Genomic DNA, 21,467 nt, shown 5'->3' with positions numbered 1-21,467 from the left:
GTGGTTGTAGGGGGAGCTGGTTACTCCGCAGCAGCGCCCGGTTACTCGGTAGTGGCGGAGGGCTGTTGCTCCGCTTCGGTGGCGGCTCTCTTGAGGGCGGCGTCGCGCCCGCGCACGTACCAGATACCGATCAGGCCGAGGCCCGCGCCGGCCAGGCAGGTCCACAGCCACCACAGGTGCCCGTGATCGTCGAACCAGCCGTAGAACGGCAGCTGCACCACGAAGAGGACGAACCAGAGGATCGTGCCGCCCGTGATGGTGGCGACGACGGGGCCCTCCAGGGGCTCCGGCGCCTCGTGCTTGGGGGTCCACTTCGCCATGGACACAGCTTACGAGGCCGTTCGCCCCGGCTCCGCCGGACCCGGGCGGGCCTTGTATACCAAGGGTCTACGCGCGGAGATAGCGATTTCGGACTCATATGTTCATACTGAAACGGTCCGAGTCTGGCTCTTTCTGTTCGTACGAAACTCCAACGGAAACATCTGAGAAACCTGTTGGTGATCGCGCGGCGGCCAGACTCGATCATGTTTCCCCCAGCCCGGCGCCTTCCCCCAAGCTCTCTGCTTCGCTCGAGCAGGGGGTACCCCCATCGCCCGGCGCCAGTCCTGGCCCGCAAGGCCCCGCACGTATGAGGTCACCCATGTCCACCTCGGCCACCACCAAGGCCCCCGCCCCGGACCAGCCGGGGTCCGGCCCCGCGCAGGGTGCGCTGGACCGCTACTTCAAGATCTCCGAGCGCGGCAGCTCCCTGCCCCGCGAGATCCGCGGCGGTTTCGCCACCTTCTTCGCGATGGCCTACATCATCGTGCTGAACCCGATCATCCTGGGCAGCGCGAAGGACATGTACGGGCACCACCTGGACAACGGCCAGCTGGTCACCGCGACCGCCCTGACCGCGGCCTTCACCACGCTGCTCATGGGTGTCATCGGCAACGTGCCGATCGCGCTGGCGGCGGGCCTCGGCGTGAACACGGTCGTCGCCCTCCAGCTCGCCCCGCGGATGTCCTGGCCGGACGCCATGGGCATGGTCGTCCTCGCGGGCTTCATCGTGATGCTGCTTGTCGCGACCGGTCTGCGCGAGCGCGTCATGAGCGCCGTGCCGCTGGGCCTGCGCAAGGGCATCGCGATCGGTATCGGCCTGTTCATCATGCTGATCGGCCTGGTCGACTCCGGCTTCGTCACCCGCATCCCGGACGTCGCCCAGACCACCGTTCCGCTCCAGCTCGGCGCCGACGGTCACCTCAACGGCTGGCCCGTCCTGGTCTTCATCCTCGGCACGCTGCTCACGCTCGCGCTGATGGTGCGCAAGGTGCCGGGCGCGATCCTCATCTCGATCGTCAGCATGACGGTCCTCGCGGTGATCATCAACGCCGTCGCGAAGGTCCCGTCCTGGGGCCTGACCACCCCGAAGTGGCCGGGCAACCCGGTCGCCACCCCGGACTTCGGTCTCGTCGGCAAGGTCAGCCTCTTCGGCGGCTTCGACAAGGTCGGCGTGCTGACCGGCATCCTCTTCGTCTTCACCGTGCTGCTGTCGACCTTCTTCGACGCCATGGGCACGATCATGGGCATCAGCGACGAGGCCCAGCTGACCGACGCGCAGGGCAACATGCCCGGCATCAACAAGGTCCTCTTCGTCGACGGCATCGCCGTCGCCGCGGGCGGCGCCACCTCCTCCTCGGCCACCACCTGCTTCGTGGAGTCCACGGCGGGCGTCGGCGAGGGCGCGCGCACCGGCTTCGCGAACGTCGTCACCGGCGCGCTCTTCGCCGTGGCCCTCTTCCTGACCCCCATCGCCACGATGGTTCCGTCCCAGGCCGCCACCCCCGCGCTCCTCGCGGTCGGCTTCCTGATCATGTCCCACTCGATCAAGGAGATCGACTGGGCGGACTACACGATCGCCATCCCGGCCTTCGTGACCATGATGATGATGCCGTTCACCTACTCGATCACGAACGGCATCGGCATGGGCTTCATCACCTTCGTGGTGCTGCGCCTGGCCGCCGGCCGTGCCCGGGAGATCCCGGTCGCGATGTACGTCGTCTCGGCGGTGTTCGCCTTCTACTACCTGATGCCGGCCCTGGGCCTGACGTAAGCGGCCCCAGGGGGCACGCGAGCGGCCCCACGGGGTCTCACGTGACCCCGCCGTAGAACTTCTCCGTCTCCTCGACCGCGGTCTGGAACCGCTCGTCGAAGTCATCGCGAATGAGCGTCCGGACGACATAGTCCTGGACGCTCATTCCGCGTTTGGCGGCATGGTGTCGGAGCCGGTCGAGCAGCTCCCCGTCTATCCGCAGGCTGAGCACGCTGGTCCCCATGCAGACGAGGGTCGCGGGACCAGGAGGGACGAGGGGTCACTTTCTGGAGGCGACTCACTCATATGGGTGACGTAAAGGTTCAGTGGCCCGTGTCACGGGCATCCTGTGGCTCTTTAGAGAGAGTAATGAGTTACCCTAAAGACATGGCTGACCTCACCCATGGCGACGACGCTGCCGCCGTGAACGCCCTGCGCTCCGCAGTAATGCGGCTGTCGCGTCGACTCAAGCACCAGCGGGTCGACGAGTCGCTGAGCCCGACCGAGATGTCGGTGCTCGGCACCCTCGCCCGCTGTGGCACCGCCACACCCGGCGAGCTCGCCCGTAAGGAGCATGTGCAGCCACCGTCGATGACCCGCATCGTCGCGTTGCTGGAAGCCAAGGGCCTGGTCAGGCTGGAGCCGCACCCCGAGGACCGGCGCCAGAAGGTCGTCACCCAGACCGACAAGGCCGAGACGATGCTCGAGGAGAGCCGCCGCAAGCGCAACGCGTTCCTTGCCGGACTGGTCGAGGCCCTCGACGAGGACGAGTGGGCGAAGGTCCGCGAGGCCGCGCCCGTCCTCGAAAAGCTCGCGCAACTGTGACAGGGGCGCACACCCGGCCCGGGCCCGCACGCGACGGGCGCGGCTTCGGCGCGGGCGCCGCGCGGCGGTCGCAGCCGCGCACGGCGGAGCGCCGGATGTGCGCCGGCCACGGTGTCCCGTGCACCGCGAGGGGCACGCCGTGACGGCCGTGCGCACTGTCCCGCACGCTCCGCCGTGCCCGAACCTCACCGTGACAGACGCGGCCGCGCCCGCGTGAAATGACGTCCCACGCCAGGAGGCGAATCCCTTTGAGTACGGGATCCGGAATACCTTCCGCCCCCGGACCAGCCACCCCCGACTCCCCGCCCGCCCCCGAGCGTTCCTCCCGTTCCCCCCGCTCCTCGATGTTCAGCTCGCTGAGGATCAGGAACTACCGGCTGTTCTTCCTCGGCCAGGTCGTCTCCAACACTGGCACCTGGATGCAGCGCATCGCGCAGGACTGGCTGGTCCTGAGCCTCACCGGCTCCTCCGCCGCGGTCGGCATCACCACCGCGCTGCAGTTCCTGCCGATGCTGCTCTTCGGGCTGTACGGCGGCGTCCTCGTCGACCGCCTCCCCAAGCGCCCCACCCTGCTGGCCACCCAGACCGCCATGGGCGTCACCGGCCTCGCGCTCGCCTTCCTGACCCTCTCCGGCCACGTCCAGGTCTGGCACGTCTACCTGGCGGCCTTCGCCGTCGGCCTCGCCACGGTCGTCGACAACCCCGCCCGCCAGTCCTTCGTCTCCGAGATGGTCGGCCCGGGCCAGCTGCAGAACGCGGTCAGCCTCAACTCCGCCAACTTCCAGTCCGCCCGCCTGGTCGGCCCCGCCGTCGCGGGCGTCCTGATCACCGGCGTGGGCACGGGCTGGGCGTTCCTCTTCAACGGCCTGTCCTTCGTGGCCCCCATCGTCGGCCTGCTCCTGATGCGCGCCCGCGACCTGCACCCGGTCGAGCGGGCGCCGCGCGGCAAGGGCCAGCTCCGCGAGGGCCTGCGCTATGTCGCCGGCCACCCCGAGCTGATCTGGCCGATCGTCCTCGTCGGCTTCATCGGCACGTTCGGCTTCAACTTCCCGGTCTGGCTCTCGGCGTACGCGGACGACATCTTCCACGCGGGCGCCGGCGGGTACAGCCTCTTCAACACGCTGATGGCGGTCGGCTCGGTGGCCGGTGCGCTGCTCGCCGCCCGCCGCGGCACGGCGAGACTGCGCATCCTGATCGCGGCGGCCGTGGCCTTCGGCATCCTGGAAGTGGTGGCGGCCCTGGCCCCGTCCTTCTGGCTCTTCGCCCTCCTCATGGTCCCCATCGGGATCTTCGGTCTCACCGTCAACGTCACGGCGAACACCGCGGTCCAGATGGGCACCGACCCGGCCATGCGCGGCCGGGTGATGGCACTGTTCATGATGGTCTTCATGGGTGGTACGCCCCTGGGGGCGCCCCTGGTCGGCTGGGTCACCGACGCCTACGGCGCCCGGGTCGGCTTCGCCCTCGGCGGCCTGGTCTCGGCCGTCGCCGCGACCACCGTCGGCCTGGTCCTGGCCCGTGTCGGCGGCCTGCGCCTGTCGGTGGGCTGGCATCACGGCCACCCGCAGGTCGGCTTCGTACCGAAGGACGCCGGGGAGCAGAAGGAGCGGCTGGCCACGGCGGTGTGACGACTTCCCTGGAAGGGTGACGCGCATGAGACTCTTTGCGGCCGTGCTGCCACCGGAGGCGGTGGTACGTGAACTCGGCAGGGTGGTGGACGAGTTGCACCGCCTGCCCGGCGCGGACGGACTGCGCTGGACGGGCCGCCCCGGCTGGCACTTCACGCTTGCGTTCTACGGGGAGGTGGCGCAGGAGCTGGTCTTGGACCTGTCGGACCGCCTGGCACGCGCGGCCCACCGCACACCCTCCTTCCCCCTCTCCCTCCACGGCGGCGGCCACTTCGGCGGCCGGGCGCTGTGGACCGGGGTGTCGGGAGAGGCCCGTACGCTGCGGCTGCTGGCCGACCGGGCGGAGGCGGCAGCGCGGAAGGCGGGCGTCGAGATGAGCGAGCACCGTCGCTACCGCCCGCACCTGACGGTGGCCCGCAGCCGGGACACCGCGGACTTCTCCCCGTACGTCACCGCCCTGAACGCCTTCGCCGGGCGCGAGTGGACGGTGGATGAGCTGTGTCTCGTACGCAGCAATCTGCCCAGGTCGGGGGCGCCGGGGGAACAGCCGCGGTACGAGACGGTGGGGCGGTGGCCGCTGGACGGGGCAGGCGGCTGAAGGTCCTCGGGGGCGGCCGGTTAACCTCGATGGCGTGAACCCGAAGACCCGAAACCAAATCATGGCCGGTGTACTCGTGCTGATGTTCGTCGTGGTGGCGCTGGCGGCGGCGGTCAAGTAGAGCCGACCGCCACCGCCGTGACCCCCAGGAGGGGGCGGTCTACCAGGCGAAGGCCTCCGGGGACGGTCCCGGCCCCGGGAAGACCTCGTCCAGGCCCGCCAGCAGCTCGTCCGACAGCTCCAGCTCGACCGCGCGCAGGGCCGAGTCGAGCTGTGCGGCGGTGCGGGGGCCGACGATGGGGCCGGTGACGCCGGGACGGGTCAGCAGCCAGGCCAGGGCGGCCTCGCCGGGCTCGATCCCGTGCTTGTCGAGCAGATCCTCGTACGACTGGATCTGTGCGCGGATGGCGGTGTTGGCGAGGGAGTCGGCGGCCCGGCCGCTCGCCCTGCGCCCGCCCTCGACCTCCTTCTTGATGACCCCGCCGAGCAGTCCGCCGTGCAGCGGCGACCAGGGGATGACCCCGAGGCCGTACTCCTGCGCGGCCGGGATGACCTCCATCTCCGCGCGCCGCTCGGCGAGGTTGTAGAGGCACTGTTCGCTGACGAGGCCGATGGTGCCGTGGCGCCGGGCGGCGATCTCGTTGGCCTGGGCGATCTTGTAGCCGGGGAAGTTGCTGGACCCCACGTAGAGGATCTTGCCCTGCTGCACCAGTACGTCGACGGCCTGCCAGATCTCCTCGAAGGGAGTGCGGCGGTCGATGTGGTGGAACTGGTAGACGTCGATGTAGTCGGTCTGCAGCCGCTTGAGGGAGGCGTCCACGGCCCGCCGGATGTTGAGGGCCGACAGCTTGTCGTGGTTGGGCCAGGCGTCGCCGTCGGCGGCCATGTTCCCGTACACCTTGGTGGCGAGCACGACCTTGTCGCGCCGCTCACCGCCCTTCGCGAACCAGTTCCCGATGATCTCTTCCGTACGGCCCTTGTTCTCGCCCCAGCCGTACACGTTCGCGGTGTCGAAGTAGTTGATCCCTGCGTCCAGCGCCGCGTCCATGATGGCGTGGCTGTCGGCTTCGTCGGTCTGCGGACCGAAGTTCATGGTGCCGAGGACGAGTCGGCTGACCTTGAGTCCCGTGCGTCCGAGCTGCGTGTACTTCATGACTCCCTAGCCAACGACGTGGAGTGCGCTCTAGGCAAGGGAGGTGCCCGCGTGGCGGGTCAGTCGCGGGGGAAGTCCTCGGTTTGGAGGGTGAGGCCTACGGGGGTCGTGGTGAGGTCGATGTCCACCCCGAAGGCGACGGACAGCTCACTGACGTACTCGCCGTCCTTGGGCTGGGTGAAGAGATGGCATCTGCCCTGGTAGGGGTCGGCGATGAGGTAGACGGGGACTTCGGCGAGCGCGTACGCGGTCTTCTTGGGGCCGTAGTCGTTGGAAGCCGTACTCTGCGAGATGACCTCGGCGACGAACTCGACGTTCTCGTAACGCCAGCGGCCCTCGTCGTCCTTCTCGGCGGAGTCGCTGAGCTTGGCCACATCCGGGCAGAAGCCGTTCTCGTGGCCCGGGAAGTCGATCCGGACGTCCGAGAAGACCTTGACGTCCATCCCGAACCTGTCTTCGACGGACCGCACGATCCTGCGGATGATCTCCCAATGGGTGTCACGCTGCGGCGTCATATGAACGGTGCCCCCGACGATCTCGACCCTGAATCCTTCGGGGACGGGCATACGCTCAAGCCGCTGGAACCATTCGTCCAAGCGCTTGGTGTTGGCGTCGGCCATCTCGATCCTGTCTTCAAGGACGGTCATCGTGGCGCTCCTCCCCGGCCGCCCGACGGACGAGTGCGGCCGCGCGGTACAACGATACGCACGGTGACCTGGTCACGAGCCGTGGTCGTACCGGGACGCCGGGGCGGCCTGTCCGCGGCGTTGCCGGTGCCCTTGACCTCCATCATGGTTCAGGTAGCAGGCTGGGGCCATGACCACTGAGCCCGTTCGTTCCGCTCACGCCGCCATCAGCCTGCTCGTCAGCCGGTTCTTCCGCTCCCTGGATGTGAGGGAGTTCGACGAGGCGTGGGCGCGGGAGTACTTCACGGAAGACGTGCGCGAGCGGACTCCCGTCGGGGCGGCCGAGGGGCGGGACGCCGTGCTGCGGCACACGGTCGAGGCGCTCGGGAGTTTCGCCCGTACTCAGCACATCGCCACCGACGTGATGAGTGAGGTGGCGCAGGGCGGGGCGGCGGCCGTCGCCTCCTGGAACGCGTTGATGACGCACGTTCACCACGACGGCACCCTCTTCACCGTGGGTGGTCACTTCCGGGCCGAACTCCGGCGCACCCCCGACGGCTGGCGCTTTTGCGACACGGCCGTCGAGGCGATCTGGACCCGGGGAAACCCGCCGGCCGACGTCGGCGGTCAGGCCGAGTAGGGCTCGCCCAGGTCCCAGGCCTGGTACATCGCCTCCGCGAAGGCCTCCGCGATCTTGTGCTCGCCGGCCGCGTTGGGATGCGTGCCGTCGTACGTGTCGTGGTGGATGTCGTAGCCGGGGGGCGGGGAGGCGAGGAGGACGGGGGAGCGGGATTCGTCCAGGTCGGCCGCCGCCTTCGCCAGGAGTTCGTTGAAGGCGGCGACCTCGGCGGCGAAGGGCGCGTCGGACTCCGCGCGGACGTTCGGTATCACCGGGAGGAGGACCAGGTGGATGCGCGGGTTCGCCGCACGGGCCTCGGCGACGAAGGCGCGGACGTTCGCGGCCGTCTGTACGGCGTTCGTGTAGAAGCCCAGGTCGATCAGGCCGAGGGAGACCAGGAGCACGTCCGCGCGCTGGGTGCGGACCGCCTCACCGATCAGGGGCACCATGTGCTGCCAGCCCTCGCCCCAGCCCGCGAGGTGGGCGCGCGGGAAGTCCGGGTCCGCGTACTCGTGAGAGTCGGGGGACTCCGTCGCCTTGTCGTACAGCGTCTCGCGCGGGCCGACGACACGGAACGGGCCCCCGTACGTCGCGCGCAGGTGCTGCCACATTCGGTAACGCCATGTGTGTTCGCCCGCGCTTCCGATCGTCATGGAGTCGCCGACGGGCATGAACCTGAGCATCCGCTCATCATGGATGATCGGGCGGGCGATCAGTAAGGGCCGTGTGGGGTGCGAGGTGTGAGGATGGACACGCCCGGGGCGGCGGCTCCCCGCGGGCTCACCGGGTCCCGGCGGCTCCGGGATGGCAGGCTTGGGCCATGCGCCGATCGCCCTCGTTCCTCGCCGGAGCCGCCTCCGCGGCAGCCGTTCTCGCCCTCGCGCTGCCGGCACCGGCCCTCGCCGCCGACGGGGACGGGGGGTTCACGATCAAGGATCCCCGGATCACCGAGTCGAGCGGGCTCGCCGCCTCGCATCTCCACCCAGGCATCTACTGGACCCACAACGACAGCGACGACGGTCCCTACCTCTACGCCGTCGACAGCAGGACCGGCGAGACCGTCGCCACCATCACCCTGCGCGGCGTGGGCGCGCCGCGCGACGTCGAGGCCATCTCCCTCGGGCCCGACGGTGACCTCTACGTCGGCGACATCGGCGACAACCTCGGCGGCAAGTGGTCCTACGTGTGGATCTACAAGCTGCCCGAGCCGAAGGTGCTCAAGGACCAGACGATCCGGGCCACGCAGTACGTCGTGAAGTACGCGGACGGGCCCCGCAACGCCGAGGCACTGATGGTCCATCCGAAGACCGGACGGGTCTACATCGCCGACAAGAACGAGGACGGCGGCCACCTGTACGAGGGTCCGGCCCGGCTCTCCACGTCGGGCACCAACATCTTCCGGCCCGTCGCCACCATCGACCTCTGGGTCACCGACGGCGCCTTCTCGCCCGACGGCGAACAGCTCGTCGTGCGGGGGTACTTCGGCGGGATCGCGTACGCCTGGAACGACGGGAAGCTCAAGCGCCAGGGGCGGTTGAACGTGCCGCTCCAGCGGCAGGGGGAGTCGGTCACGTACACCCCCGACGGGTCCGAGCTCATGTACGGCAGCGAGGGCAAGGACAGTCCGGTCCAGCCCGGCTCGGTTCCCGGGGGCGGGTCCGACTCCAAGTCGCCTTCGAAGGGCGGGGGTTCGGCGTCGGCCGGCGGGAGCGGTGGCGGCATGAGCTCCGGTGCCAAGGGGGCGCTCGCCCTCGCCGCGGTTCTGGCGGTGGGGTTCGGGCTGAAGAGGTTGCTGCGCAAGTCGTAGTCGCCCCATGGATGCCGCTGGATTCGGCTCAGATCCTTGACGTGCTCATGAACCATCCGTTCCATGGGGAGTACGCGGCACATGGGAGCGCTCCCATCCGTTCCGGGGCCGCGCCTCCCCGAGAGGAACCCGCACATGTTCCGCAGTTTGCGAAGAGCGCTGTGTGCCGTGGCCGCCGGGCTTCTGCTGCCGCTCGCGGCCGTACAGGGGGCGCACGCCGCCACCGCGGCGGCGCCGGGCGCCGGGTACTGGCACACCAGCGGCCGTCAGATCCTCGACGCGGCAGGTCAGCCCGTACGGATCGCCGGAGTCAACTGGTTCGGCTTCGAGACCGGGAACCACGTCGTGCACGGCCTCTGGTCGCGCGACTACAAGAGCATGATCGACCAGATGAGGTCGCTGGGGTACAACACCGTCCGGCTTCCCTACAGCGACGACCTGTTCAAGGGCGGCGGCGCCGTCCCCGACAGCATCGACTTCTCCAGCGGCAAGAACGCCGACCTGCAAGGGCTGAACTCGCTCCAGGTCATGGACAAGATCGTGGCCTACGCCGGCCAGGACGGCCTGAAGGTCATCCTCGACCGGCACCGGCCGGACGCGGGCGGGCAGTCGGCGCTCTGGTACACCTCGGCGGTTCCCGAGTCGACGTGGATCGCCGATCTGAAGGCCCTGGCGGCGCGGTACGCGGGCCAGGACACCGTCATCGGCATCGACCTGCACAACGAGCCCCACGATCCGGCCTGTTGGGGCTGCGGGGACACGGCGACGGACTGGCGGCTGGCGGCGCAGCGGGCCGGGAACGCCGTGCTGTCCGTCAACCCGGACCTGCTGATCTTCGTGGAGGGCGTGCAGACGTACGCGGGTGTCTCCGGGTGGTGGGGCGGCAATCTGATGGGCGCCGGCCAGTATCCGGTGCAGCTGAGCGTCGCCGGCCGGGTCGTGTACTCCGCGCACGACTACGCGACGAGCGTCGCCCAGCAGAGCTGGTTCAGTGACCCGTCCTTCCCCGACAACATGCCGGGCGTGTGGGACAAGTACTGGGGTTATCTGTTCAAGCAGAACATCGCCCCCGTGTGGGTGGGCGAGTTCGGGACCACCCTCCAGTCGACCGTGGACCAGAAGTGGCTGGCCGCGCTCGTCTCCTACATGCGGCCGACGGCCACCTACGGCGCCGACAGCATCTCCTGGACCTTCTGGTCGTGGAACCCCAACTCCGGTGACACGGGCGGGATCCTGAAGGACGACTGGGTGACCGTGGACACGGTGAAGGACGGGTATCTGGCGAGCGTGAAGGCACCCGGGTTTCCGGGCAGTGGCGGGGGCGGCGGGGGTGGCGGCGGCAGTACGGCTGCCTGTGCCGCCGTCTACACCGTCAGCAGTGACTGGGGCAGTGGCTTCAACGCCGACGTGAAGGTGACCAACACGGGGACGGCCGCTCTCAAGTCCTGGAAGGTGAGCTGGACCTGGGGCGGGGCGCAGCAGGTCACCACCATGTGGAACGCGAGCTACACGCAGAGCGGGGCGAGCGTCACCGCGTCGAACGCCGATCACAACGGGGCCGTCGCGGTGGGCGGTTCGGTGAGCTTCGGGTTCGGGGGAGCGCCGGGGGGTGGGGCCGTGCCGACGGTGACGTGCGCGGCGACGTGAGGATGCGTACGGCATGAGAAAGGGGCGCCCGGCGCGATTGCCCGCGCCGGGTGCCCCTGTCCGCGTACGAAAAGTCCGTACGAAAAGACCGTACGAGTGAGGACTACAGCTTTTCGATCACGTAGTCGACGCACTTCGTCAGCGCCTCGACGTCCGCCGGGGCGATCGCCGGGAACATCGCGATACGGAGCTGGTTGCGGCCGAGCTTGCGGTAGGGCTCGGTGTCGACGATGCCGTTGGCACGCAGGACCTTGGCGACGGCGGCGGCATCGATCTCGTCGGCGAAGTCGATCGTGCCGATGACCTGCGAGCGCTTGGCGGGGTCGGCGACGAACGGGGTCGCGTACTTGCTCTCCTCGGCCCAGGTGTAGAGGCGGGTCGAGGAGTCCTTCGTACGGCCCGTGGACCACTCCAGACCGCCCTGGCCGTTGATCCACTCCAGCTGCTCGTTGAGCAGGAACAGGGTGGCGAGGGCCGGGGTGTTGTACGTCTGGTTCTTGCGGGAGTTGTCGATCGCGGTGGGGAGCGAGAAGAACTCCGGCACGTGACGCCCACTCGCGTGGATGCGTTCGGCGCGCTCGATGGCGGCGGGGGAGAAGACGCCGATCCACAGGCCGCCGTCGGAGGCGAAGGACTTCTGCGGGGCGAAGTAGTAGACGTCCGTCTCGGTGATGTCGACCGGGAGGCCGCCGGCGCCGGAGGTGGCATCCACCAGAACGAGTGAACCCTCGTCGGCGCCATGGACGCGCTTGAGGGGGGCGGCGACGCCGGTGGAGGTCTCGTTGTGGGTGTAGGCGTAGACGTCCACGCCCGCCTCGGCCACCGGCTCGGGGTGCGTGCCCGGGTCGGAGGAGATGACGGTGGGCTCGGCGAGCCACGGGGCGAGCTTGGCGGCCTTCGCGAACTTGGAGCTGAACTCGCCGAAGGTGAGGTGCTGGGACTTGTTGTCGATCAGGCCGTGGGTCGCGACGTCCCAGAAGGCGGTGGAGCCGCCGTTGCCGAGGACGACCTCGTAGCCGTCGGGGAGCGAGAACAGGTCGCGCACACCCTCGCGGACCTTGCCGACCAGGTTCTTCACCGGGGCCTGGCGGTGGGAGGTGCCGAGCAGGGAGGTACCGGTCGCGGCCAGCGCGTCCAGCGCCTCCGTCCGCACCTTGGAGGGGCCCGCGCCGAAACGTCCGTCGGCGGGCTTGATGTCAGCGGGGATCTGGATATCAGCCACGGTGGGAGCGTATCCGTTATGCGAAACGTGGTGGAAACGTCGTCCGGCCGGTGAGACGGGGTGGCGGTCCACTTTTCCTCGCCCCCGCCACCCCTTCAGAGACGGCGGGAGCGAGGGAGCGGGTCAGGGGGTCGGGGCCAGGCGCACGGGGAGTTCGTGGAGGTCGTTCTGGGTCACTACCGGCTTGTTGCGGAGTTCTGAGGAGGGGATCGCCAGGTCCAGGGACGGGAAACGGGCGTACAGGGCCGGGAGGGCGACGCCCGCCTCCAGTCGGGAGAGGGCGGCGCCGGGGCAGACGTGGGGGCCGTGGCCGAAGGAGATGTGACGGTTCTGGGTGGTGCGGGTGATGTCGAAGTCGCCCGCGCTCGGACCGTGGGCGTTCTCGTCGCGGCCGATCGCACCGTACGAGACGATCAGGGCGTCGCCCGCGGGGATCACCTTGTCCCCGACGGGTACGTCCTCCGTCGCGAAGCGGATCAGGACGTGCGAGGTCGGAGTCGAGTAGCGGAGGGTCTCCTCGACGACCGCCGACCAGTCCGCCTCGCCGGAGAGGACGAGGGCGCGCTGCTCGGGGTGGGCGGAGAGGTTGACCACCGCGTTGACGATCAGGGAGATCGTCGTCTCGTGGCCCGCCGCGACCATCAGTTGGAGGGTGGAGACGATCTCCTCGTCGGTGAGGTGGTCGCCGTCCTCGGAGGCCAGGATCAGGGCGGAGGTCAGGTCGTCGCCAGGTTCGGCGCGTTTCGCGGCGACCGTCGCCGCCATGATCCCGGCCAGCTCCGTCAGCGTGGCGATGACCTCCGCGGGCGGGGTCTGCGTCGAGAAGAACTTCTCGAAGAGTTCCTTGAGGCGGGGGAGCCGGGACTCCTCGATGCCCATGAGGTCGGCGACGACGTACATGGGGAGGGGGTAGGCGAAGTCGGCCTTCAGGTCGACGATCCCGCCCGGGCTCGGCACGAGGGCGTCCAGCAGACCCTCCGTCATTTTGGTGATGCGCTCCCGCATCTGCTCCACCCGGCGCGGGGTGAGCGCCTGCGCGACCAGCGTGCGCATCCGGCGGTGGTCCGCGCCGTCCACCGTGAGCATGGAGCGGCCGGGGTTGGCGAGCCCGATCAGCGGCCAGTCGGGGGCTATCTCGCCGCGCTGCCAGGCACCCCAGACGTTGATGTCCTTGACCAGCCGGGGGTCGGTGAGCAGGGCGCGTGCCTCGGCGTGGTGGGTGACGGCCCAGACCGGGACGCCGCCGGGCAGTTCGACGGCGGCGAGCGGGCCCGCCTCCCTGAGCCGGGCGCTCTCGCCGTCCAGGTCGGACACGAACGGGTCCAGGGCGATACGACTGGTCATGCGGGGGTGCCTCCCAGGGCCGGGGTCGGGGTGAAGCGCACAGGCAGTTCGGTCAGGCCCCGCAGCCACGGTGAGGGGCGCCGGGTCAGGGAGTCGGCCGGGACCGCCAGGTCGATGTCCGGCAGGCGGTCCAGTACGACCTCGATCCCCGTCCGCGCGATGACCTCCGCGACCTCCTGCGCCGGGAACGGGCAGCGGTGCTCCCCGTGGCCGAAGGAGAAGTGGGCGTTGTTGCCGCCGGTGAGGGCGGAGCCGTCGGTGCGGACCTGGGGGTCGGAGTTGGCGCCCTGGAGGCCGAGGAGGAGGAGATCGCCCGCGCGGACGCGGTGACCGCCGAGCTGGGCGTCGCGGGAGGCCCAGCGCCCGGCCACGTTCTGGGTGGGGGTGTCCTCCCAGAGGACCTCGTTCATGGCCTCGGCGACGCTGTTGCGGCCGCCGAAGAGCGAGGCGGCGAAGCGTTCGTCGGTCAGCATCAGGCGCAGCGAGTTGCCGATCCAGTCCGCGGTCGGCTGGTGGCCGGCGGCCATCATGACCATCAGGTCCTGGATGATCTCCTCGTCCGTGAAGCCGGCCGTGTTCGCGAGCATGCGGGACACGACGTCGTTCGCGGGCGCGACCTTCCGGTCGGCGATCAACCGGGCCATGGAGTCGGCCAGGTGCTGCTGCCCGGCCAGCGCGTTCTCCCGGCCGTTGACCATGTCGTTGAGGGCGGTGACGAGGCCGGGGCCCTGTTCCTCGGCGAAGCCGTAGAGCATGGCGAGGACACGGACGGGCAGCAGGGCGGCGTAGTCCCCGATGAGGTCCGTCTCGCCCTTGGCGCACGCCGCGTCGATGAGTTCGTCGGCGAACCTCTCGGCCTGGGCGCGCAGTTCGAAGGGGTCGACGGCTTCGAGGGCGTCGCTGATCATCGCGGCGCGCTCGCGGTGGCGTTCGCCGACGGTGTAGAGGATCGAGGGCTGTCTGCGGCCGATCATCGGCAGCAGTGGCCAGTCGTCCGGGATGCGGTCCCACTGGTTCCACAGCTCGGAGTCGCGGCTGAACAGCACGGGGTCGCCGGTGACCTGGTGCAGTTCGCGGTAGCCGAGCACCAGCCACGCCGGGATGTCGCCGTCCAGGACGACGGGCGTCACGGCACCGTGGTCGCGTCGCATCTCCCGGTACAGCTCGGCGGGTTCGGTCTGGAACCGGGGCCCGCTGAGGGGCACGGGGGCGGGGGTCACAGGGCCAACTCCGGTGATGTGAGGGCGCTTTCGGCGGCGTACAAGGTCTTGAGGTGCTCCACCAGCGTGATCAGCACCCGTTTGCTGGACTCCCGCGAACGCGCGTCGCAGTCGAGCAGCGGGACCTGCGGATCGAGGTCGAGGGCCTCGCGGATCTGGGCGGGGGTGTGCGCGGAGCCGCCGAAGTCGTTGCAGGCCACGATGAACGGCGTCCCGTGGTGCTCCAGCCGGTCGATCGCGTACCAGGAGTCGTCGATACGGCGGGTGTCGACGAGGACGACGGCCCCGAGCGTGCCGGAGAACAGCCGGTCCCACAGGAACCAGAAACGCTCCTGGCCCGGCGCGCCGAACAGGTACAGCACATTGCGGGCGTCCAGCGTGATGCGCCCGAAGTCGAAGGCGACCGTGGTCGCGGACTTGCCGCGCACCTCGCTGATGTCGTCGACCGCAGCGCCGGCCTGCGTCATCGTCTCCTCGGTGTTGAGGGGACGTATCTCGCTCACGGAGCGGACCAGGGTGGTCTTGCCGACGCCGAAGCCGCCCACGATGACGATCTTCAGACCGTTGTCGGCCTGTGCCCCCAGGGGCGTACGGGTGTCGGCCCCCTGGGACGTTCGGGCATCAGAGGTTACGGAGTCCAACGAGCACCTGCTCCAGGATGTCGGGATCGGGAAGAGCGGCCTTCTGGGGGTGGCGGGCGCTGACGCGGCCCGCGGCGAGCAGGTCGGAGAGCAGGATGCGGGTGATGGACACCGGCAGCTTCAGCACGGCGGCGATCTCCACGACCGCCGTCGGCCGCTCGCACAACCGCAGGATCGCCGCGTGCTCCGACTGCATGCCCACCGCCGGATCGCACTCGGCGACCACGAGTGTCACCAGGTCGAACGGGGTGTCGGGCGCGGACCGGCTGCGCCCTCCGGTGAGGGTGTAGAGCCGGTCGGGCGCGTCGTCCCTGCCCGGACGGCTCATGACGTCCGGGGCTGCGCGCTCAGGTGTTCGCCGAGTTGTTCCACGAGCTCGCTCATGTTGTGCCCGACCAGACCGGCGTCCGCGTCCTCGGCGGTGACCACGGCGAGGTGGGCGCCGTCGCCCGCCTCCACGATGAACAGGACCCCGCCGTAGAACTCGGTCATCGCCGAGCGCACGCCCCCGCTGCCGTCGCCGAACTCCACGGACGCCCCGTGGGACAGCGACTGGATGCCGGCGGCGATCGCGGCGAGCTGGTCGGCGCGGTCGACGGTGAGCTCCGGCGTGCGGCACAGCTTCAGGCCGTCCCGGGAGAGCACGAGCGCGTGCCGGGCGCCCGGGGTGCGCTCGAGGAGGCCCTCGATGAGCCAGGAGAGCTTCTCGTCGGCGGTGGTGGTGCCGGTCATGAAGTGGTGTCGCCTTCCGGATGCGAGGAGGTGTGCGAGGGATGTGCGGGGGCGGGCTCCCGTACGGCTTCTTCGCCGCGTGCGGCGTTCCCGGATTCGTCCTGTGCGGATTCGACCCGTACGGGTTCGTCCTGCGTGAATTCGTCCCGTACGGCGTCTTCGGTGGTGTACGCGGTGGTGCGTACGGCGTCGTCCTCGGGCACCGTTCCCTGGACCGCCGCCTGGTCCGGCGCGGTGCCCCGGACGGCCTGGCGGAAGCTGCTGAAGCGGGCGGCGGTGGTCTTGGAGTCGGTCGTACGGGGCTCGGGGTCGGCCTGGTTCGTGAGGTGGGTGCGGCTGCGCTCGGCGTGCGCGAGGGTCCGGCCGCGGCGGCGCTTGGGGAGGCCGCCGGTCGCGGCAGTGCCGGTCGTGGGGGTGCCGTTCGGCGGGGTGTCGGTGGCGTGCCGGGGCGACTCGTGGGTGGGGACCGGGTCCGGGTCGAGGTCCTCGGGGGTGCGGGCGGCGGCGTACGACGCCTGGGGACGCGGCTCGGCGAGCGGGCGGTCCTCGGCGGGCGGGGTGGCCGCGGCGGGCTTGACCTGGGGTTGCGTCGACGCCGGGGCGGCCGGGGCCGCTGCGGAGGGCAGGCTCAGGATGTCCTGGGGGATGAGCACCAGGACGCCCGTGCCGCCGCGCGCGGAGGGCCGGAAGGACACCTTCAGGCCGTGCTTGCGCGCGAGCCGGCCGACCACCGCGAGGCCGAGCCGGGTGCCGGTGAGGCCGCCGAGGTCGGCGGCGTTCTCGGCGTCCGCGGAGACGGCGCGTTCGGCGCGGCGCAGCTGGACGTCGCCCATGACGAGGCCGCTGTCCTCGACGGAGACGATGACACCGGCCGGGACCTCCTCGACGTAGACGTGAACCTCGGCGGTCGGCGGGGAGAAGTTCGCGGCGTTGTCGAGGAGTTCGGCGAGCGCGTGCATCACGCCCTCGGCGGCGTGCCCGGCGACAGCGGCGTCGCTCGCGGAGTGGACACGCACCCGCTGGTAGCCGCCGATGCGGCCCATGGCGCCGCGCAGGATCGACTCCATGACGATGGGGCGCGCCCAGCGGCGGCCGGAGCGGGCGCCCGCGAGGACGGCGACGGAGTCGGCGAGGCGGCCCGCCTGCGCGGTGCGGTGGTCGAGGTGGAGGAGGTCGGCGAGGACCTCCTCGTCGGAGTGCTTCTCCTCCATGGCGCGCAGGTCGGCGAGCATGCCGGTGGACAGTGCCTGCATCCGCCCGGCCGCGTTGGCGGTGGCCGAGATCGCGGCGGCCCGGTCACTGCCCGCCCGCCGCATGCGCTCGGACAGCCGGGTGTTCTCCTCGGTGAGCTCGGCGAACCGCCGCCGCTCCTCGGCGATCTCGGTGGTGAGGCGCTGCCGCTCCTCCTCGAACCCCTGCGTGAGCAGGGCGCGTTCGCGGGCGTCGGCGTCGGCCAGGCGCGCGCGGTCGCGGGCGGACTCCTCCGCGAGCCGGGACCGTTCCTGGTTGAACTCCTCCGCCATGCGGGCCCGTTCTTGCAGGAGCCGTCCGGCGTCCTGGGCCACGGCGTCGAGGCGGCGGCGCGCGAGCTTCGCGCTCTGCAGGGCGCGCGCGGCGACCGCGACGGCGACGCACAGCAGCACGGCGGCGGCGCCCGTGCCCCAGGCGAGCGGGACGCGTGCCGAGTCGGGTGCCAGGGAGACGGCGACGACGATCGCGACTGCCGCCGCGACGGCGGTGAGCAGGGGCGCGGGGGCGCTCGCGCGGAGGGTGGGTCGTTCGCCGGAGGGGATGGGCGCGGTCATGAATCGTGTCCTCGGTCGTGTCCTGGGCGAAGTTCCTGGGGGCGAGGTACCTGGGGGGAGGTTCCTGGGCGAGAGCCGACACCGATTGCTCAATTTGCCGTCACTATATGAGAGTTCGTGATCGTATTGGGAAGGTTCCGGATGCGAGCTCGTAAACCGCTGGTGATCGGTCCGTGATCGCGCTGGTGATCGGTCCGTGATCGGCCAGGGATCGGTCAGTGATCGGCCGGTGGCCGGCCGGTGATCGATGCGTCACGGTTACGGACCGTTGTCGGTGTGCGGGGTCATCCTGGAGACATGACGGATCTTGGCGCGAAGGACGGCACGAGCGGCGCGGCGGACCCGCCCGACGTGGACGGGCTGCGGGCCGCCCTCGCGGCGGAGATGCGCGGCGACGTCGCCTTCGACGTGACCGCGCGGGCGCTGACCACCATGGACGCGTCCAACTACCGCCGGGTCCCGCTCGGCGTGGTCCGCCCGCGCGACGCCGACGACGTGGCGGCCGCCCTGTCCGTGTGCCGGGCCCACGGGGTGCCCGTCGTGCCACGCGGCGGCGGCACGTCGATCGCGGGACAGGCGACCGGCACCGGGGTCGTCCTCGACCTCACCCGCCACATGAACCGGATCACCGCGCTCGACCCCGAGGCGCGCACGGCCGTCGTGCAGCCCGGTGTCGTCCTCGACCGCCTCCAGGAGGCCGCGGCCCCGCACGGCCTGCGCTTCGGACCCGACCCCTCCACGCACAGCCGCTGCACCCTCGGCGGCATGATCGGGAACAACTCGTGCGGCTCGCACTCGGTGGCCTGGGGCACGACGGCGGACAGCGTGCGCGAACTGTCGGTGGTCAAGGGGAACGGCTCCGTCGTACGGCTGGGACAGAGCTGGCAGGGCGCCCCGGACGGCCTGCGGACCTTGGTCGAGGGCGAGCTGGCCCGCCTGCGCACGGGCTTCCCGGACCTGCCCCGCCGCATCTCCGGCTACGCGCTCGACGCGCTGCTCCCCGAGAAGGGCGCCGACGTCGCCCGCTCCTTCTGCGGCTCCGAGGGCACGCTCGGGGTGCTCACGGAGGCGGTCGTACGCCTGGTCGAGGCACCGCGCGCGCGGGCGCTGGCCGTGCTGGCGTACGCGGACGAGAGCGCGGCGGCCGAGGCGGCGGCCGGGCTGCTGCCGCTCGCGCCGCTCACCGTGGAGGGGATGGCCGCGGACCTCGTACCACCGGACGCGGGGCTGCCGCGCGGCGGCGCATGGCTGTTCGTGGAGACGGGCGGCGCGGACCCGGCAGAAGCACGCGCGCGTGCGGACGCGATCGTCCGGGCCGCCGACGTCCTCGACGCCCTCGTGGTCACCGACCCGGCCGGACAGCACGCCCTGTGGCGGTTGCGCGAGGACGCGAGCGGCACGGCGACCCGGATGCCGGACGGGAGCGAGGCATGGCCGGGCTGGGAGGACTGCGCGGTGCCGCCGGCCCGGCTCGGCGCGTATCTGCGCGACTTCCGGCACCTGCTCAGCGCCCACGACCTGCGCGGCACCCCGTACGGGCACTTCGGCGACGGCTGCATCCACGTCCGCATCGACTTCGACCTGCTGACCGGTGCGGGCATCGGCCGCTTCCGCCGCTTCTCCGAGGAACTGGCCGAACTGGTGGTGTCCCACGGAGGCTCCCTCTCGGGTGAGCACGGGGACGGGCAGGCACGGGCCGAACTGCTGCCAAGGATGTACGGCACGGAGCTGGTCGGCCTCTTCGAGCGTGCCAAGGACCTCTGGGACCCGGACGACCTGCTCAACCCCGGGATGCTGGTGCGCCCGCACCGGCTGGACGAGAACCTGCGGTTCGCGGTGCTGCCGCGCGAGCCGGTGGACGTGGCGTTCGGATATCCGGCGGACGGCGGGGACTTCTCGGCGGCGGTGCGCAGATGCGTGGGGGTCGCCAAGTGCCGTACGACGGCCGCCGACGCGGGCGTCATGTGCCCGTCGTTCCGGGCGACGGGCGAGGAGGAGCACTCCACGCGGGGGCGGGCCCGGCTGCTGCACGAGATGCTCGCGGGTGAGGTGGTCACCGACGGCTGGCGCTCGACCGAGGTCCGGGACGCGCTCGACCTGTGCCTGTCCTGCAAGGGCTGCCGGTCCGACTGCCCGGTGGGCGTCGACATGGCCACGTACAAAGCGGAGTTCCTGCACCACCACTACGAAGGCAGGAGGCGCCCCGCCGCGCACTACACGATGGGCCGGCTGCCGGTATGGCTGCGCATGGTCGACCGCACGGGAACGGCGCCGCTGCTCAACTCCCTCGCCTCCGTACGCCCCTTCGCGGCGCTCGCCAAACGGCTCGGCGGGATCGCACCCGAGCGGGAGATCCCGCGCCTGGCACCGGAGACGTTCAGCCGGTGGTGGGAGCGGCGGTTCAAGGAGCGGGTGCGGCGGATGATGCGGGAGGGGGCGTACGGCCCTGAGGTGAAGCTCGACGGGCCCCCGAGAGAGGTGGCGATCCTCTGGCCGGACACCTTCACCGAGCACCTGTCGCCCTCCGTGGGGCAGGCGGCCGTACGGGTGTTGGAGGCGGCTGGAGTGGACGTGATGCTCCCGCCGACGGTAGTGATGCGCAAGCGGACGCCGCGGGCCGGGGAGGGCGTGGCCCTCTCGCACCACCCCTGGTCGGTGGGCGCGCGGGGCCATGTCTGCTGCGGGCTGACCTACGTCTCCACGGGCCAACTCGACCGCGCCCGCGCGGTGATGCGCCGCACGCTCGACCTGATGGGCGTGTTCCTGGACCCGGACGTCCACCCGCGGCCACCCGCCGTCGTCGTCCTCGAACCGAGCTGCGCCGCCGCCCTGCGCACGGACCTCCCTGAGCTCCTGCACGACGACCCGCGCGCGGCGCGCCTCGCCTCGGCGGTGCTGACGTTCGCCGAGGCCCTGGAGCGTCTCGCCCCGGACTGGGCACCCCCGCCCCTCGACCGTCCGGTGACCGGCCAGACCCACTGCCACCAGCACGCCGTCCTCGGCGACGGCGCCGACCGCCGGCTGCGCGAGGCGGCAGGCCTCACCGGCTCCCTCGCGGGCGGCTGCTGCGGACTCGCGGGCAACTTCGGCTTCGAGAAGGGCCATGACGAGGTGTCGAAGAGCTGCGCGGAGGAACAGCTGCTCCCGGCCGTGCGGGCCGCCACGCCCGACACCCTGCTTCTCGCGGACGGTTTCTCCTGCCGCACACAGCTGGAACAGCTCGCGGGGCGCAAGGGGCGGCATCTGGCGGAGGCGCTGGCCGAGGCGCTGGACCAAGGGCCGGATCAAGGGGTGGACCCGGAGGCCGACCAAGGGTCGGACTGACGGCGTGGATATCCAATACCCAGGGTTTTTAGGAAACTCTCAGGTTTCATAAGGGGATTCACAGTCGTCATGTGCTGCATTTTGCTGTGCCTTGGGACGCGGGGCGTGTAGGTTCCTTCATGTCGGGCGGCAGGGAATACCGAGGTGACGACCAGGAATTCCCGCCCGTATCCATAGAGAATTCTCGCACCATCGCACTATTGCG

Annotated in this window: 20 protein-coding genes; 8 read left to right on the top strand and 12 right to left on the bottom strand. The window is 70.7% G+C overall.

Annotated features, from left to right (window positions below):
* Positions 1–41 precede the first annotated feature (41 nt).
* On the bottom strand, positions 42–320 hold the full coding sequence (locus ACIRA5_RS10500; protein WP_403689396.1) for a DUF2530 domain-containing protein: 279 nt from the start codon (positions 318–320) through the stop codon (positions 42–44).
* 320 nt (positions 321–640) lie between these two features.
* Here ACIRA5_RS10500 and ACIRA5_RS10495 point away from each other — a divergent pair, with 320 nt between their 5' ends.
* On the top strand, positions 641–2,092 hold the full coding sequence (locus tag ACIRA5_RS10495) for an NCS2 family permease (RefSeq protein WP_403689395.1): 1,452 nt from the start codon (positions 641–643) through the stop codon (positions 2,090–2,092).
* Between the two features lie 37 nt (positions 2,093–2,129).
* Here the strand turns inward: ACIRA5_RS10495 and ACIRA5_RS10490 are convergent, their stop codons facing one another.
* Complete coding sequence (locus ACIRA5_RS10490) at positions 2,130–2,315, bottom strand: ribbon-helix-helix protein, CopG family (protein WP_403689393.1); 186 nt, start codon at positions 2,313–2,315, stop codon at positions 2,130–2,132.
* Between the two features lie 143 nt (positions 2,316–2,458).
* Here ACIRA5_RS10490 and ACIRA5_RS10485 point away from each other — a divergent pair, with 143 nt between their 5' ends.
* From ACIRA5_RS10485 to thpR, 3 genes are all read left to right on the top strand, one after another.
* The gene (locus ACIRA5_RS10485; RefSeq protein WP_352044107.1) at positions 2,459–2,896 is read left to right on the top strand and encodes a MarR family transcriptional regulator; all 438 of its coding nucleotides are present in this window, start codon (positions 2,459–2,461) and stop codon (positions 2,894–2,896) included.
* A 344-nt stretch (positions 2,897–3,240) separates the two neighbouring features.
* Positions 3,241–4,524 carry an MFS transporter gene (locus ACIRA5_RS10480; protein ID WP_403689391.1) on the top strand — a complete coding sequence of 428 codons (1,284 nt, stop codon included), beginning with the start codon at positions 3,241–3,243 and terminating at the stop codon, positions 4,522–4,524.
* Positions 4,525–4,549: 25 nt separating this feature from the next.
* Positions 4,550–5,122 carry an RNA 2',3'-cyclic phosphodiesterase gene (thpR, locus tag ACIRA5_RS10475; RefSeq protein WP_403689388.1) on the top strand — a complete coding sequence of 191 codons (573 nt, stop codon included), beginning with the start codon at positions 4,550–4,552 and terminating at the stop codon, positions 5,120–5,122.
* A gap of 160 nt (positions 5,123–5,282) precedes the next feature.
* On the opposite strand, the gene ACIRA5_RS10470 is transcribed toward thpR, so the two are convergent.
* Together ACIRA5_RS10470 and ACIRA5_RS10465 are read right to left on the bottom strand one after the other, a co-directional pair.
* Positions 5,283–6,275 carry an aldo/keto reductase gene (locus ACIRA5_RS10470; protein ID WP_403689386.1) on the bottom strand — a complete coding sequence of 331 codons (993 nt, stop codon included), beginning with the start codon at positions 6,273–6,275 and terminating at the stop codon, positions 5,283–5,285.
* Between the two features lie 59 nt (positions 6,276–6,334).
* Positions 6,335–6,922: a Uma2 family endonuclease gene (locus ACIRA5_RS10465; RefSeq protein ID WP_403689385.1), complete on the bottom strand. Its 588-nt coding sequence runs from the start codon at positions 6,920–6,922 to the stop codon at positions 6,335–6,337.
* A 169-nt stretch (positions 6,923–7,091) separates the two neighbouring features.
* Between ACIRA5_RS10465 and ACIRA5_RS10460 the strand changes: the two genes are divergently transcribed.
* Positions 7,092–7,541: a nuclear transport factor 2 family protein gene (locus ACIRA5_RS10460; RefSeq protein WP_403689382.1), complete on the top strand. Its 450-nt coding sequence runs from the start codon at positions 7,092–7,094 to the stop codon at positions 7,539–7,541.
* On the opposite strand, the gene ACIRA5_RS10455 is transcribed toward ACIRA5_RS10460, so the two are convergent.
* Positions 7,529–8,203 (bottom strand): SGNH/GDSL hydrolase family protein, encoded by a 675-nt coding sequence (locus ACIRA5_RS10455; protein ID WP_403689380.1) that lies wholly within the window; start codon positions 8,201–8,203, stop codon positions 7,529–7,531. The genes ACIRA5_RS10460 and ACIRA5_RS10455 overlap by 13 nt on opposite strands.
* A gap of 137 nt (positions 8,204–8,340) precedes the next feature.
* Between ACIRA5_RS10455 and ACIRA5_RS10450 the strand changes: the two genes are divergently transcribed.
* A complete protein-coding gene (locus ACIRA5_RS10450) occupies positions 8,341–9,327 on the top strand; it encodes a WD40 repeat domain-containing protein (RefSeq protein WP_403689377.1) in 987 nt (328 codons plus the stop codon).
* Positions 9,328–9,462: 135 nt separating this feature from the next.
* On the top strand, positions 9,463–10,974 hold the full coding sequence (locus tag ACIRA5_RS10445) for a cellulase family glycosylhydrolase (RefSeq protein ID WP_403689375.1): 1,512 nt from the start codon (positions 9,463–9,465) through the stop codon (positions 10,972–10,974).
* A gap of 103 nt (positions 10,975–11,077) precedes the next feature.
* Here the strand turns inward: ACIRA5_RS10445 and serC are convergent, their stop codons facing one another.
* From serC to ACIRA5_RS10410, 7 genes are all read right to left on the bottom strand, one after another.
* Positions 11,078–12,196: a phosphoserine transaminase gene (gene serC / locus ACIRA5_RS10440; protein ID WP_403689373.1), complete on the bottom strand. Its 1,119-nt coding sequence runs from the start codon at positions 12,194–12,196 to the stop codon at positions 11,078–11,080.
* A 123-nt stretch (positions 12,197–12,319) separates the two neighbouring features.
* Positions 12,320–13,540, bottom strand: coding sequence for a cytochrome P450 (locus tag ACIRA5_RS10435; protein ID WP_403689371.1), 1,221 nt, complete (start codon positions 13,538–13,540; stop codon positions 12,320–12,322).
* Complete coding sequence (locus ACIRA5_RS10430; RefSeq protein WP_403689369.1) at positions 13,537–14,760, bottom strand: cytochrome P450; 1,224 nt, start codon at positions 14,758–14,760, stop codon at positions 13,537–13,539. Before ACIRA5_RS10430 ends, ACIRA5_RS10435 begins: the two co-directional genes overlap by 4 nt.
* Positions 14,757–15,401, bottom strand: coding sequence for a GTP-binding protein (locus ACIRA5_RS10425; RefSeq protein ID WP_403689366.1), 645 nt, complete (start codon positions 15,399–15,401; stop codon positions 14,757–14,759). The genes ACIRA5_RS10430 and ACIRA5_RS10425 overlap by 4 nt, the downstream gene beginning before the upstream one ends.
* Positions 15,382–15,729 (bottom strand): DUF742 domain-containing protein, encoded by a 348-nt coding sequence (locus tag ACIRA5_RS10420; RefSeq protein ID WP_067371922.1) that lies wholly within the window; start codon positions 15,727–15,729, stop codon positions 15,382–15,384. Before ACIRA5_RS10420 ends, ACIRA5_RS10425 begins: the two co-directional genes overlap by 20 nt.
* The gene (locus ACIRA5_RS10415) at positions 15,726–16,133 is read right to left on the bottom strand and encodes a roadblock/LC7 domain-containing protein (RefSeq protein ID WP_148008979.1); all 408 of its coding nucleotides are present in this window, start codon (positions 16,131–16,133) and stop codon (positions 15,726–15,728) included. The genes ACIRA5_RS10420 and ACIRA5_RS10415 overlap by 4 nt, the downstream gene beginning before the upstream one ends.
* Entirely contained in the window at positions 16,130–17,938 is a 1,809-nt protein-coding gene (locus ACIRA5_RS10410) for an ATP-binding protein (protein WP_403689362.1), read from the bottom strand. Before ACIRA5_RS10410 ends, ACIRA5_RS10415 begins: the two co-directional genes overlap by 4 nt.
* 297 nt (positions 17,939–18,235) lie before the next feature.
* Here ACIRA5_RS10410 and ACIRA5_RS10405 point away from each other — a divergent pair, with 297 nt between their 5' ends.
* Positions 18,236–21,262 carry an FAD-binding and (Fe-S)-binding domain-containing protein gene (locus ACIRA5_RS10405; RefSeq protein WP_403689360.1) on the top strand — a complete coding sequence of 1,009 codons (3,027 nt, stop codon included), beginning with the start codon at positions 18,236–18,238 and terminating at the stop codon, positions 21,260–21,262.
* Positions 21,263–21,467: the final 205 nt, after the last annotated feature.

Origin of the sequence: Streptomyces sp. NPDC096311 (genome assembly GCF_044763085.1) — a bacterium.
In the GTDB taxonomy this organism is placed as follows: domain Bacteria; phylum Actinomycetota; class Actinomycetes; order Streptomycetales; family Streptomycetaceae; genus Streptomyces.
The sequence above is the reverse complement of the archived record's forward strand: the minus strand, read 5'-3'. Positions and strand labels throughout refer to the sequence as shown.

Bases quoted from the DNA above. Each gene is read 5' to 3' on its own strand.
- ACIRA5_RS10500 (WP_403689396.1), bottom strand. From the start codon at position 320: ATGGCGAAGTGGACCCCCAAGCACGAGGCGCCGGAGCCCCTGGAGGGC.
- ACIRA5_RS10495 (WP_403689395.1), top strand. From the start codon at position 641: ATGTCCACCTCGGCCACCACCAAGGCCCCCGCCCCGGACCAGCCGGGG.
- ACIRA5_RS10490 (WP_403689393.1), bottom strand. From the start codon at position 2,315: ATGGGGACCAGCGTGCTCAGCCTGCGGATAGACGGGGAGCTGCTCGAC.
- ACIRA5_RS10485 (WP_352044107.1), top strand. From the start codon at position 2,459: ATGGCTGACCTCACCCATGGCGACGACGCTGCCGCCGTGAACGCCCTG.
- ACIRA5_RS10480 (WP_403689391.1), top strand. From the start codon at position 3,241: ATGTTCAGCTCGCTGAGGATCAGGAACTACCGGCTGTTCTTCCTCGGC.
- thpR (WP_403689388.1), top strand. From the start codon at position 4,550: ATGAGACTCTTTGCGGCCGTGCTGCCACCGGAGGCGGTGGTACGTGAA.
- ACIRA5_RS10470 (WP_403689386.1), bottom strand. From the start codon at position 6,275: ATGAAGTACACGCAGCTCGGACGCACGGGACTCAAGGTCAGCCGACTC.
- ACIRA5_RS10465 (WP_403689385.1), bottom strand. From the start codon at position 6,922: ATGACCGTCCTTGAAGACAGGATCGAGATGGCCGACGCCAACACCAAG.
- ACIRA5_RS10460 (WP_403689382.1), top strand. From the start codon at position 7,092: ATGACCACTGAGCCCGTTCGTTCCGCTCACGCCGCCATCAGCCTGCTC.
- ACIRA5_RS10455 (WP_403689380.1), bottom strand. From the start codon at position 8,203: ATGCTCAGGTTCATGCCCGTCGGCGACTCCATGACGATCGGAAGCGCG.
- ACIRA5_RS10450 (WP_403689377.1), top strand. From the start codon at position 8,341: ATGCGCCGATCGCCCTCGTTCCTCGCCGGAGCCGCCTCCGCGGCAGCC.
- ACIRA5_RS10445 (WP_403689375.1), top strand. From the start codon at position 9,463: ATGTTCCGCAGTTTGCGAAGAGCGCTGTGTGCCGTGGCCGCCGGGCTT.
- ACIRA5_RS10435 (WP_403689371.1), bottom strand. From the start codon at position 13,540: ATGACCAGTCGTATCGCCCTGGACCCGTTCGTGTCCGACCTGGACGGC.
- ACIRA5_RS10420 (WP_067371922.1), bottom strand. From the start codon at position 15,729: ATGAGCCGTCCGGGCAGGGACGACGCGCCCGACCGGCTCTACACCCTC.
- ACIRA5_RS10415 (WP_148008979.1), bottom strand. From the start codon at position 16,133: ATGACCGGCACCACCACCGCCGACGAGAAGCTCTCCTGGCTCATCGAG.
- ACIRA5_RS10410 (WP_403689362.1), bottom strand. From the start codon at position 17,938: ATGACCGCGCCCATCCCCTCCGGCGAACGACCCACCCTCCGCGCGAGC.
- ACIRA5_RS10405 (WP_403689360.1), top strand. From the start codon at position 18,236: ATGACGGATCTTGGCGCGAAGGACGGCACGAGCGGCGCGGCGGACCCG.